Below are 11,968 nucleotides of genomic sequence, written 5' to 3' on the forward strand. Positions count from 1 at the left end.
AGCCCCGGTTCGCGCCGCGGCTCGGGCGACATGCCCGGAAGGTGTGGGCACTCTCCGCACAGGTCGACACAGGTCGACACAGGTCGACACAGGTCGGCACAGGTCGACACAGGTCGGCACAGGTCGACGCGAAACGCGCCACACGGCCCACCGTGACTGTCAGCTCCCGGGATACGCCCAGGGGTTGACGCGGCAGCGGACGCCGTCGTGGTCGAGGAACTTGGTCTGCTGCTGCATCACCGGGGCGAGGTCGCCGTCCTTGTCGCAGGTGACGTGGCCGTAGCCGAGGCGGTGTCCTACCTCGTGGTTGATCAGCATCTGCCGGTAGGCGTAGATCCTGCTGTCGCCGTACGTCTCCGCGCCCTGTGCCCACCGGTAGGCGTTGATCATCACGCGCTCGGTCGCGGCCGAGTCGCAGGAGACGTTGTCGACGGTGGTGTCCAGGCCGGACTTGGCGCACCAGTCGGCGGTGGTGCCTGGGCTGGCGAGAGTGATCACGAAGTCGGGTCGCCCGGAGTGGATGCGCTCGAAGGTCCTCGCACCGTTGTGGGCCCAGCTGCGCTGGTCGTTGAGGGTCTTCTGCACGGCCTCGGCGAACAACTCCCCGTCGAGCCCCAGCCCCTGCTCCACGTCCACACGGTAGGTGTACTTCTGCCCGGCGCCCGGCGCCTTGGCGATGCCGGGGACGGCGTCGAACTTGCCCGAGGCCTTGAGCTGGGCGTCGAGCGGGTAGACGCGACCCATCTTCTGGTCGTAGGTCAGCGGCGCCGCGCTGGATTCCGGGGCGGGCGCCCGTCCGTCCGCGCGGGACGCGGCGTCCCGGACGTCGCGGGCCTGGTCGGTGGCGGACTGCGACTGCACGTCGCCACCGGCGGGGTCGTCTGCGACCTGACCTGCGACGATGACGGCCAGCACGGTGGTGACGGCGGCGGCCGCGATACCGGTGAAGGTACGGCCCTTGCCGGCCTTGCCCGGCGCAGGCGTGCCTGTGGGCCCCGCGTCGCCGGAACCGGACCCGGAGTCGGCCGGGGTGCCGACGTTCCAGTCCGAGACGGAGGCGTAGACGTCGGCGGCGTGCGCGGAGGCGGGCGTTCGGGGCGCGAAGACGTCGTCCTCCTCGTCGAAGGCATCGAGATAGTCCTGCCGCGGCCCGGGCCCGGAGGCCCGGCGCTGCCGCGGTATCGGCGCTCCGCCGCCGGCGGGCCCCCCGCCACTCCCCCTCAACTCACTCCAGCCACCACCGGCTTCCCGGTGTTCTGGGTGCCCTCCACGCGCTTGCGGAAAGCCCTGCACGGGGGTGCCATCGGGATAACGCGGCACACCGTGCGCCAAAGCCCCGTCAGGAAAACGCGGCACACCGTGCGCAGGAGTGCCGTCGGGAAGCCGCGGCGCACCCTGTGCGGGAGTCCCGTCAGGAAAACGCGGCACACCACGCGCGGGAGTCCCGTCCGGAAGCCAGCCGTCCGGCAGGCGCGGCGTGCCGTGCGGCGGTGTTCCGGGGGCAGGTGCGGGCCGTGGCCCCGGCACTCGACGCGGGCCCGGCGGCGACCAGCCGCCCTGCGGGGAACCGGGCGGTGCCGTACGGCCGCCCCGGCTCGCGTCCGGACCCTGCCCCTGGCCCCGCGCCGGGCGCTGCTCCGACCCGGCCCCGGTGTCCGCGGCGTCGCCCTTGGCGACGGACCCACGGCGGCTGTGGCGTCCCACGTCGCGCCTCAGCCCCCCATGCTCTCGTTGATGCCCTCTGACTCACCCTCACCCGTCGCGGCGCCCTTGGCCTCCGGCTCACGCTGCGCAGGCTGCGCATGTTGCGCACCCAACTCTCCCGGATCCTGCAGGAGTTCACGAAATGCCATGGCCACCGTCTCCGGGTACTCCATCATCGCCACATGACCCGCATCCGGCAACGTCACCAGCCGGGAGTCCCGGAAGGCCCGGGCCGCCTTCTGCGCCATGCGGAAGCCCACCAGTTGGTCACGGCCGCCGTAGACGAGCAGGGTCGGTGCGAGAACGCGCTCGGCCTGACGCCACAGTCCGTGCTGGCCACCCAACGTGTACGCGTTCACGATCCCCCGCGCGGAGCGCGCCATCGCGTCCCAGAAGTACGGCAGCCGCAGCCGCCGCTCCATCTCATGCACGGCGTTGCTGAACCCTTCCGGCGTCACCCGCCCCGGATCCCCGTAACACAGTGCCATCACGCCGCGGACCCGCTGCTCCGCGGTCCAGGCCCGGGTGAGCCGGGTGAAGAGCGAGGCCACGCCGGGCACCGCCAGCAGCCCCGTGGGCACGGCGGTGCGCTGAACGCGGATTTCCGGCAGAGCGGGCGACACAAGCGTGAGCGTACGGACCAGATCGGGCCGAACCGCCGCGACACGGGTGGTGATGGCGCCGCCGAGCGAGTTCCCAAACAGATGCACGGGACCGCGCCCGGAGGCGTCGAGGTACCGGATGACCGCGCGCGCGTGCCCCGTGACGGAGTAGTCGCCGTCATCCGGCGGCGGCGAGTCACCGAAGCCCGGCAGGTCGACGGCCTCGCCGTCGAGGGTGTCCTCCAGCAGCATCATCAGCGCCGACCAGTTCTGCGAGGAACCCCCGAGCCCGTGCACGTACAGGGCGGGGGGCAGCCCCTCGCGCGCGGGCGGCCTCGACCGCACCGTCAGCGTGACCCCGGGCAGCTGGACCGACCTCAGCCGCTCGCCCTCCGCGACCCTGACGGTCCCCACCCTCGGCAGCACGTTGGCGGGCGGCGGCACGAACGGCAGCTCGGTCGAAGACATGCGGCAATGTTACGAGACGATCACGCAGTGACTCATGTGTTCGCCTGTGTTCGCCGTCACAGGAATCGGCCCATTGAGGGGGCGGCGGAAAAGGCAACCGGGAGCACCATGGAAAGCAGTCGAAGGGATACGCACCGCGTCACGCTCCGGACGCGGATCGCATAGCGTCCGGATCGGGTGTCTCCTAGGCTCGTACAGAGGGCACCCGCGTGTGGCCCCTGCATTCCCAGGGACGTTCGTAGGAAGGGAGCCCAGCATGGCCGTAGACCCCACCGACCCGGAGACGTTCGAGACCGAGGACGCGCCGGAGGTACAGGAGTTCGACGTCGAGGCCCCGGAGGTCGACGCGGCCGAGCAGCAGGCGGACATCGCGCCGGACCGCGACGACCCGCTGACCGGCGTCGACCCGGACCGCGCCAACGAGGCGGACCTGGTGGAGCAGACCCGGATCGTCTCACTGGACGAGGACGACTACCGGTGACGCACGCCGCCGGAGGGGCGGCGGAGGACGCCGTCGAGCAGGAAAGGGGCAGCATTTTGCCCGCTCTGACCCTGTTTGAAACCTTCGCAACCGCTTTCGCAACCGTCCGGTCCGTGAAATTCTGCGCTCTCACCGCGCACACCACGGTTACCGAAAAGTACGATGGCGACGCGGCCAGATCCGCACGTGGACGACTATGGGAGGCGGCGTGACAGCCATCGAGCAGACAGAGGCGGTTCGCCCGCGGGGCACACGCCTGCCGCGCCGTGCCCGACGGAACCAGCTCCTGGGTGCCGCCCAGGAAGTCTTCGTGGCCCAGGGCTACCACGCGGCCGCGATGGACGACATCGCGGAGCGCGCGGGCGTCAGCAAGCCGGTGCTCTACCAGCACTTCCCGGGCAAGCTCGACCTCTACCTCGCGCTGCTGGACCAGCACTGCGAGTCGCTCATCCAGGCCGTGCGGAACGCGCTCGCGTCGACGACCGACAACAAGCAGCGCGTCCGGGCGACGATGGACGCCTACTTCGCGTACGTCGAGGACGACGGTGGCGCCTTCCGCCTGGTCTTCGAGTCGGACCTGACGAACGAGCCCGCCGTGCGCGAGCGCGTCGACAAGGTCACGAACGAGTGCGCGGAGGCGATCTGCGACGTGATCGCCGAGGACACCGGCCTGTCGCGGGCGGAGTCGATGCTGCTCGCCTCGGGCCTGGGCGGACTTGCCCAGGTGGTGGCCCGCTCCTGGCTGCACAGCGACCGCAGCGTGCCCCGTGACCAGGCGGTGCAGCTGCTCACCTCGCTGGCGTGGCGCGGCATCGCGGGGTTCCCGCTGCACGGGACGGACCAGCAGCACCACTGACGGGCGCGTTGTTCCCGCCCGATGTTCGCTCGTGGCGTTCTCGGGCGGAGCCTGTACGTCCCCTCACCGGGCTAATGTGTGCTGCGTACGGCGCGGAAGGTCGCGCACATCACTGACCGTCGGAGGGACATAGCCGTGGAGGTCAAGATCGGCGTGCAGCACGCGCCCCGCGAGATCGTTCTGGAGAGCGGTCAGAGTGCCGAGGAGGTCGAGCGGGCCGTGTCCGAGGCGCTGGCTGGGAAGTCGCCGCTGCTGAGCCTCGTGGACGAGCACGGCCGCAAGGTTCTGGTCCCGGCCGACCGTCTCGCCTACATCGAGATCGGCGAGCCGGCCCCGCGCAAGGTGGGCTTCGGCGCGCTGTAGGCACCGGTGCGAAGCGGGGCGGGACGGCTGTCGGCCGACCCGCCCCCTTTGCGTTCACTCCTTCGCGATCTCCGTCTTCGCGATCTCCGCCATCGTCGATCTCCCCCGTCGCGTTCCCCGCCTTCGCGATGTCCCCTTGCGGCACACCGGTTCCTCCACGGATGGAGCACAAGTCGCCCACGCGAGTGGATTGGATTCCGCAGGTCAGGGGTAAGACGGCCTACGACCGATTTGGCAGGCCGGCCATGTGGGAGGGACCCCCGACATGCTCCTGGAAGCGCTGAGCTCCGCGATCCTCGGCCTGGCTCTGGCCTGGGCGGCCACGCACCGCCTGTCGCACCGTCTCCCGGCGCGCCCCCTGGTCGTGTCGACCGGTGTCGCCGGTGCCCTCTTCGGGGCCTTCGTGATGCACAGCGCGCTGGACGCGGGGCATCTGCTACTCGTCCTGCTCGGCGCGGTGATCGTCTCGGTGGCCTCGCTGTCGCTGCTGCTGCGCCCCGCGGGCCGGCTGCGCCGATCAGCGACGGCGTAAGCCGGAGCGGCCACGGCGTAGCCGGAGCCGTCAGGGGCGAGGCGCACCGCCCCCGGCCACCCCGTCCGCCCGTGGCCCGCCCGCTGTCGCGATCGCGTTCCGGCCGGGAGTACCCTTCGCGCGGCGCTACGCGGCCAGGCCCAGCGCGGCCATCCGCTTGGTGTGGGCCTCGGTGATCCGGGAGAACATCTTGCCGACCTCGGCGAGGTCGAACCCGTCCGCGACACCGCCCACGAGCATGGTCGACAGCGCGTCCCGGTCGGCGACAACCCGCTGGGACTGCGACAGCGCCTCACCCATCAGCCGCCGCGCCCACAGCGCGAGCCGCCCGCCCACCCGCGGGTCGGCGTCGATCGCGGCGCGCACCTTCTCCACGGCGAAACCGCCGTGCCCCGTGTCGTCGAGCACCGCCAGCACCAGGCTGCGGGAGTCGGAGTCCAGCCGGGCGGCGACCTCCCGGTAGAAGTCACTGGCGATGGAGTCGCCGACGTAGGCCTTGACGAGGCCCTCCAGCCAGTCGGAGGGGGCCGTCTGCTTGTGGAACCCGTCGTACGCGGCGACGAACGGCTCCATCGCGCGCGTCGGCTCCTCCCCGATCTCGGCGAGCCGGTCGCGCAGCCTCTCGAAGTGGTGGAACTCGGCCGAGGCCATCTTGGCCAGCGCCGCCTTGTCGTCCAGCGTCGGTGCCAGCTTGGCGTCCTCCGCGAGCCGCTCGAACGCCGCCAGCTCCCCGTACGCGAGCGCCCCGAGCAGGTCCACGACCGCGGCACGGTACTGCGGGTCGGCGGAGGCCGTCGCCCAGTCCCGGGCGGCGACTGAGGTGGATGCGGCAGCGGTGTCCGAGGCGTTCTCAGGCTTGTCAGAGCTCGTCATGAAGCGCACAATAGCTCGCCCGCCGGGAGGCGTAAGGCCCTGGTCAATCACTGTGACGACGACTACGTGACCAAATCGGCCATCGCGTGTGCGCGATTCCGGGGTATGGTGGTAATGCGCCTGCTGGTACGTCGCCGTACCTCGACAGGCCGCACGTATGAGGATGCCCGGTCGGTGGCCCGATCGGCTCCGACCCGACAGCCCTCCCCGGCCGTACGGCACTGTGCGTACGAGACCCGGAGGGGACACCCTCAGCGGCACGAGCGCTCGAGCGTCGGCGCGGTCCCGTGCTCCACGGCCCGCCCGTAGGCAGCCGACGTCCCCGGCACGGTCCGACACGACCCCCGCGCTCGCCTCGCGTCGCCCACACAGAAGAGGCAGCACCCTGACTACCACGTTCCGAGAGCTCGGGATCCTTCCCGAGACCGCCGAGGCCCTGGAGGCCGTCGGCATCATCACCGCCTTCCCCATCCAGGAGATGACGCTTCCCGTGGCCCTTTCGGGCGCGGACGTCATCGGCCAGGCCAAGACCGGCACCGGCAAGACGCTGGGCTTCGGCCTCCCGCTCCTCGAGCGCGTCACCGTCCCCGCCGACGTCGAGGCCGGACGCGCCGAGCCCGAGGACCTCACCGACGCCCCGCAGGCCCTGGTCGTCGTCCCCACGCGAGAGCTGTGCACGCAGGTCACCAACGACCTGCTGACCGCGGGCAAGGTGCGCAACGTGCGCGTCCTCGCGATCTACGGCGGCCGGGCCTACGAGCCCCAGGTCGAGGCCCTGAAGAAGGGCGTCGACGTGGTCGTCGGCACCCCGGGCCGGCTGCTCGACCTCGCCGGGCAGAAGAAGCTGAACCTGAAGCACGTCAGGTGCCTGGTCCTCGACGAGGCCGACGAGATGCTCGACCTGGGCTTCCTGCCCGACGTCGAGAAGATCATCAACATGCTGCCGGTCCGGCGTCAGACGATGCTGTTCTCGGCCACCATGCCGGGCGCGGTCATCGGACTGGCCCGCCGCTACATGTCGCAGCCCACGCACATCAGCGCCACGGCGCCGGACGACGCGGGCAAGACGGTGGCGAACACCAAGCAGCACATCTACCGCGCGCACAACATGGACAAGCCCGAGATGGTCGCGCGCATACTGCAGGCCGACGGCCGGGGACTGGTCATGGTCTTCTGCCGCACGAAGCGCACCGCGGCGGACCTCGCCGACCAGCTCCAGCAGCGCGGCTTCGCGTCCGGCGCGGTCCACGGCGACCTCGGCCAGGGCGCCCGCGAGCAGGCCCTGCGGGCCTTCCGCAACGGCAAGGTGGACGTACTCGTCTGCACCGACGTCGCCGCCCGCGGCATCGACGTCGAGGGCGTGACGCACGTCATCAACTACCAGTCGCCGGAAGACGAGAAGACGTACCTGCACCGCATCGGCCGTACGGGCCGCGCGGGCGCCAAAGGCATCGCGATCACGCTCGTCGACTGGGACGACATCCCGCGCTGGCAGCTCATCAACAAGGCGCTGGACCTGGGCTTCAACGACCCGCCGGAGACGTACTCCACCTCCCCGCACCTCTACGCCGACCTCGGCATCCCCGAGGGCACCAAGGGCGTCCTGCCGCGCTCGGAGCGCAAGCGCGCCGGGCTGGCCGCGGAGGAGCTGGAGGACCTGGGCGAAACGGGCGGCCGGGGGCCGCGCGGCCGGGGTGGCCGCGGCGACCGGAACGAGTCCCGGTCGGCCGCCCCCGAGCGTCCGTCGCGCACGCCGCGACGCCGCCGCCGTACGCGCGGCGGGACCCCGCTGGACGGAGCGCCGGAGACCACCGTCGCCACCGCGGGCACCACCGCACCGGAGATCCCCGCCACCGGCGGTGCCGCCGAGGCGGAGGCCGTCACGGCTCCCCGCACGCCGCGCCACCGTCGCCGCACCCGCGGCGGCGCGTCAGCCGAGGCAGCACCGGCCACGACGGTCGAGGCCCCCGCGTCCGAGCAGGCGGAGCACGCCGTGACGACGGCGGAGGGCACGGCCGCGGAGGCTGCCGAGACGGCTGCGAAGCCGCGCCGGCGCCGTACGCGCCGGTCGGAGACGCCGGTCGTGGAGTCGCCGGCGGAGACGCCCGCAGCGGAGACCGAGGCCGCGGTGACGCCGTCGGCCACGGAGCCCACGGCTGCCGCGGCTGCCACGTCGGTGACCACGGGGCCCGAGGCCGCCGCCACCAAGCCGCGTCGCCGCACCCGCAAGACCACGGCGCCCGCTGCCGAGTCTGCGGTCGACACGGCCGAGGGCACCACCGAGTCCACGCCGGAGCCGGCGGAGACGAAGCCGCGCCGGACGCGGAAGACGGCTGCCGCCGCCGCGGCTCCCGAGGCGGAGGCCACCGAGGCCAAGTCGCGCCGGACGCGTAAGACCGCGGCTGCGGCCGAGGCCACCGTCGACACGGCTGAAGCCGCCGAGGCCAAGCCCCGCCGCACCCGCAAGACCGCCGCCGCGGCCGAGGCCACCGTCGACACGGCCGAGGGCACGGAAGCCAAGCCGCGCCGCCGCACCCGCAAGGCCGCCGAGACCACCGCCGAGATCCCGGCCCAGACGGCCCAGGAGCCGGAGGCCGCCGAGGCCAAGCCGCGCCGGACGCGGAAGGCGGCCGTGGTCGCCCCGGCCGCTGACTCGCAGGACGCTACGGAGGCGAAGCCCAAGGCCCGCCGCACCCGCAAGGCCACCGCCGCAGTGGAGCCCACAGAGGGCTGACACTCCCTCTTCGACGGCCCGGCCCCACCCCATGGGGCCGGGCCGTCGGCGTGCACCGGGTGCACCCGGCCGGCCCCGCCCCGGTCCCATGCCTGGCGTCGACGTTCACCCCGGGCACCCGGTCAGTCCCGCCCCACCCGCTACCCTTCACCCCCGTGACCAGCCACCCCACCTTCCCCACGCCTCCGGGCGCCCGCGCCTGCCACCTGCGCACGGCCCAGGGTGAGTTCGCCACCGTCGACTCGTCGCCGAGGGCGGGGACCGAGGTCCGGGGGGTCGTCCTGATGCTGCCCGGATTCACCGGCAGCAAGGAGGACTTCGGGCTGCTGCACGAGCCGCTCGCGGCGCGGGGGTACCGGGTCGTCGCCGTGGACGGGCGGGGTCAGCACGAGTCGGACGGGCCGCTGGACGACGAATCCGCCTACGCCCAGCCGGAACTGGCCCGTGACGTGCACGCGCAGGCCGAGGTGCTCGGCGTGCCCGTGCACCTCGTCGGGCACTCGCTCGGCGGGCAGATCGCCCGAGCCGCCGTGCTGCTCGACCACTCCCCCTTCCTCTCCTTCACCCTGGTCTCGTCCGGCCCGGCGGAGATCTCCGTCTCCCAGCAGCAGCGTGTGAAGCTGCTGCGGGACGCGCTCGCCGTGATGTCGATGGCAGAGGTGTGGGAGGCGATCCAGGCGATGGGACCGCCGGAGGAGGTCGGCGGACCCGCCCGCGGTATCGGTGACCAGGAGCAGCTGCGCCGCCGCTGGCTGGGCCACAGCCCCGCCCAGCTTCTCGCGACCGGCCGTCAGTTGTGCACCGAGCCGGACCGCGTCGCCGAACTGGCCGCCGTTCCACTGCCGTTCCACGTCCTGTCGGGCGCGCACGACGACACCTGGCCGGTGGCGACCCTCGACGACATGGCCGTACGGCTGAACGCGCGCCGCACGGTCATCGCCGGCGCCGAGCACTCCCCCAACGCCGATCAGCCGGTGCCGACGGCCCACGCCCTCGCCGACTTCTGGGACGGCGTCCGAGCGGTCTAGTACTGCGTCCGCAGGTGCTCCCAGAAGCCGTCGCGCAGTGCCCGCCGCAGGTCGGCCTGGCCACGCAGCGAGTACTGGAGGAGGCCCTCCGCCTCGACGAGCAGGTCCTGGTCCACCGAGCCGGGCAGGTACGGGTGCCCGGGCAGCAGTTCCACCAGCGTGTCCCGGCCGCGTGCCGCCAGCCACTTCGCCGCGATCTGCGCGCCCACGAACCGCACGTCCTCGCGGGCGGGCCGGGCCGGGGTCGCCTCGTAGGCAGGGGCGGCGCGGCGGGAGACGTACGGCTTGAAGAAGTCGAGGTCGAGGGTGCGCTGACTGTCGACCTCCCACAGGAGGGGCTCCGCCTGGTTGCGGCCCTCGGGCGCCTCGATGCCCCAGAGGTGCACCCGGGCGCCGTAGCCCTGGGCCGCCTCCACGGCCGACACCAGGTCCTCGTCGCCGCCGAGCAGGGCCGCGTCGCTGATGGCGCGGTGCCGGGCGAGGGACTCCAGGTCGGAGCGGATGAGGGAGTCGACGCCCTTCTGCTGGTTGTTGGCGTTGAGATTACCCAGCCGCACCTTGACGTCCGGCAGCTCCGCGATGGACTGCTGCTCGGCCGTGTGGATGCGGCGGCGGGCGCCGTCGTACCAGTAGACCCGCAGCAACCTGCTGTCCGCGAAGATCGTGCGGGCCCTGTCGATGAGCGCGTCGATCAGGCCCTCGGCGTCCAGGTCGAAGGCCCGGCGGTCCTCCGTGCCGGTGGCGAGGCGTCCCGCGGCCGCGTACAGATACCCGGCATCGACGAAGATCGCGTGGGTCGAGGGCGTCTTCGCCACCTCGGCGAGCATGCGCTGGAGCAGCTCGTTGGTGCGGTCGATGCGGGCGCTGAGGGCCGCGAGGTCGTCGTTCATCACCTCCATTGTCCCGGCGGTCACGCTGCGAACACAACCGGTCCCGGTCGGTCCTGTAACGACACTCTTACGGCTCAGTAATTAGCAGTTCGAAAAATTTCCTTAGCGTAGGGAATGTTTGGAACGTGCAGCACTGTTGACCCATAAGGAACACCGGGCACAGAAGCCCGGTGGGCCGCACACCCAAGTAGTTCTCCTCAGGAGGATGACCAGACGAAGGGAGAAGCCCCTTGCGCTTCGAAATCATGCGACTCGACGACGTCGACGGCACACCCGTGGACTCGACCGTTGTGGACGCCGCCTCCGTCAACCGCATCGTTCAGCAGGCCGCCGCCATCGGGCAGCGCCTGTGGATCCGCCCGGCCGAGACCACGGCCTCATAACGCGCGCCGCTCTCCCACACTTCGCAGCCCCCGCCCGGCATCGGCCGTGCGGGGGCTTCGCTGTCGCGGACTTCCGCGACCGGGGGCGTACTGGCCGAGGGCCACTACGCGAGCGAGAACGGGACGGTGGACCACATGACGGCGACGGGCCGGCCGGACGAGGAACCGCACGAACTGGACGGCGTCAGTGAACGGCTCCCGGCCCGCGGCCCGCCCGCACCGGCCGCCGAGGGTGCGCGACTGGGTCAACGTCCGGTGCCGCACCGACGGCGTGGCCATCGGCTGTCCGCTGGAGGACGAGCGCCGGGGCAAGCCCAGCCGGCCGTCTCCAGCGGCCGAGACCGCGCGCACCCCATCGACGAGCGCCTCGCCCACTCGGAAGCGGCCGGCGCGATCGGCTCGGCCGGGCCGGACGGGCCCGGTCAGCTCCCCCGGATCACCTGGGTGACGCCGTTGATGATCTGCTGCACGGCGATCGCGGAGAGCATCATGCCCGCGAGCCGTGTCACCAGGACCACACCGCCGTCCTTGATGATCCGGATGATCACCAGCGAGTAGCGCATCACCAGCCACAGCACGACGTGGATGGCCAGGATCGCCGTCCACACGGACACCTGCGTGGCCACCGTGTGCGCCTTCTGCACGGCGAGAATCACCGACACGATCGCCCCCGGCCCGGCCAGCAGCGGCATGCCCAGCGGGACGAGGGCGACGTTGACGTCCTTGGTCTGCTTCGGCTCGTCGGTCTTCCCGGTGAGCAGATCGAGCGCGATCAGCAGAAGCAGCAGACCGCCCGCGATCATCAGCGCGGGCACGGACACGTGCAGGTAGTTCAGGATCTGGTGCCCGAGGAGCCCGAACACGGTGATCACGCCACCGGCGACGCAGACGGCCTGGAAGGCCATCCGCTTCTGCACCTTGCCGGGCCGCCCGGTGGTGAGGGCGAGGAAGATCGGGGTGATCCCGGGGGGATCCATGATGACGAAGAGGGTGAGGAAGAGTGAGCCGAAGACGGCGAGGTCGAACATGAGCGTGATGGCCTTGCTGGTGGTGG

The 11,968-nt window shown here is 71.9% G+C and carries 13 protein-coding genes; 8 read left to right on the forward strand and 5 right to left on the reverse strand.

Annotation, left to right across the window (positions count from 1 at the left end; translation table 11 throughout):
• Positions 1 to 159 precede the first annotated feature (159 nt).
• Positions 160 to 1,704 carry a DUF3152 domain-containing protein gene (locus ACZ5TL_RS24065; protein ID WP_468592250.1) on the reverse strand — a complete coding sequence of 515 codons (1,545 nt, stop codon included), beginning with the start codon at positions 1,702 to 1,704 and terminating at the stop codon, positions 160 to 162.
• Between the two features lie 8 nt (positions 1,705 to 1,712).
• The gene (locus tag ACZ5TL_RS24070; RefSeq protein WP_468592251.1) at positions 1,713 to 2,774 is read right to left on the reverse strand and encodes an alpha/beta fold hydrolase; all 1,062 of its coding nucleotides are present in this window, start codon (positions 2,772 to 2,774) and stop codon (positions 1,713 to 1,715) included.
• A 256-nt stretch (positions 2,775 to 3,030) separates the two neighbouring features.
• Between ACZ5TL_RS24070 and ACZ5TL_RS24075 the strand changes: the two genes are divergently transcribed.
• The 5 genes from ACZ5TL_RS24075 to ACZ5TL_RS24095 all read left to right on the forward strand — a co-directional run bounded on the left by ACZ5TL_RS24075 (position 3,031) and on the right by ACZ5TL_RS24095 (position 5,006).
• A complete protein-coding gene (locus ACZ5TL_RS24075) occupies positions 3,031 to 3,255 on the forward strand; it encodes a hypothetical protein (protein WP_468592252.1) in 225 nt (74 codons plus the stop codon).
• Complete coding sequence (locus ACZ5TL_RS24080) at positions 3,252 to 3,467, forward strand: hypothetical protein (RefSeq protein WP_468592253.1); 216 nt, start codon at positions 3,252 to 3,254, stop codon at positions 3,465 to 3,467. Before ACZ5TL_RS24075 ends, ACZ5TL_RS24080 begins: the two co-directional genes overlap by 4 nt.
• Complete coding sequence (locus ACZ5TL_RS24085) at positions 3,464 to 4,111, forward strand: TetR/AcrR family transcriptional regulator (RefSeq protein WP_190049469.1); 648 nt, start codon at positions 3,464 to 3,466, stop codon at positions 4,109 to 4,111. Before ACZ5TL_RS24080 ends, ACZ5TL_RS24085 begins: the two co-directional genes overlap by 4 nt.
• A 135-nt stretch (positions 4,112 to 4,246) precedes the next feature.
• Entirely contained in the window at positions 4,247 to 4,474 is a 228-nt protein-coding gene (locus ACZ5TL_RS24090) for a DUF3107 domain-containing protein (protein ID WP_425946511.1), read from the forward strand.
• Positions 4,475 to 4,739: 265 nt separating this feature from the next.
• Positions 4,740 to 5,006, forward strand: a complete 267-nt coding sequence (locus ACZ5TL_RS24095) for a hypothetical protein (RefSeq protein WP_468592254.1) — start codon at positions 4,740 to 4,742, stop codon at positions 5,004 to 5,006.
• Between the two features lie 126 nt (positions 5,007 to 5,132).
• On the opposite strand, the gene ACZ5TL_RS24100 is transcribed toward ACZ5TL_RS24095, so the two are convergent.
• On the reverse strand, positions 5,133 to 5,879 hold the full coding sequence (locus tag ACZ5TL_RS24100; protein ID WP_468592256.1) for a ferritin-like fold-containing protein: 747 nt from the start codon (positions 5,877 to 5,879) through the stop codon (positions 5,133 to 5,135).
• 478 nt (positions 5,880 to 6,357) lie between these two features.
• On the opposite strand from ACZ5TL_RS24100, the gene ACZ5TL_RS24105 reads away from it, so the two are divergent.
• Both ACZ5TL_RS24105 and ACZ5TL_RS24110 read left to right on the forward strand, forming a co-directional pair.
• Complete coding sequence (locus tag ACZ5TL_RS24105; RefSeq protein ID WP_468592257.1) at positions 6,358 to 8,613, forward strand: DEAD/DEAH box helicase; 2,256 nt, start codon at positions 6,358 to 6,360, stop codon at positions 8,611 to 8,613.
• 155 nt (positions 8,614 to 8,768) lie between these two features.
• On the forward strand, positions 8,769 to 9,641 hold the full coding sequence (locus ACZ5TL_RS24110; protein WP_468592259.1) for an alpha/beta fold hydrolase: 873 nt from the start codon (positions 8,769 to 8,771) through the stop codon (positions 9,639 to 9,641).
• On the opposite strand, the gene ACZ5TL_RS24115 is transcribed toward ACZ5TL_RS24110, so the two are convergent.
• Entirely contained in the window at positions 9,638 to 10,531 is an 894-nt protein-coding gene (locus tag ACZ5TL_RS24115) for an NYN domain-containing protein (RefSeq protein WP_468592260.1), read from the reverse strand. The genes ACZ5TL_RS24110 and ACZ5TL_RS24115 overlap by 4 nt on opposite strands.
• A gap of 230 nt (positions 10,532 to 10,761) precedes the next feature.
• Here ACZ5TL_RS24115 and ACZ5TL_RS24120 point away from each other — a divergent pair, with 230 nt between their 5' ends.
• A complete protein-coding gene (locus ACZ5TL_RS24120; RefSeq protein WP_003992775.1) occupies positions 10,762 to 10,914 on the forward strand; it encodes a hypothetical protein in 153 nt (50 codons plus the stop codon).
• 422 nt (positions 10,915 to 11,336) lie between these two features.
• On the opposite strand, the gene ACZ5TL_RS24125 is transcribed toward ACZ5TL_RS24120, so the two are convergent.
• Positions 11,337 to 11,942 carry a MarC family protein gene (locus tag ACZ5TL_RS24125; protein ID WP_468592262.1) on the reverse strand — a complete coding sequence of 202 codons (606 nt, stop codon included), beginning with the start codon at positions 11,940 to 11,942 and terminating at the stop codon, positions 11,337 to 11,339.
• Positions 11,943 to 11,968 lie beyond the last annotated feature (26 nt).

The sequence above is a fragment of the Streptomyces sp. NPDC033136 genome (assembly GCF_055578235.1).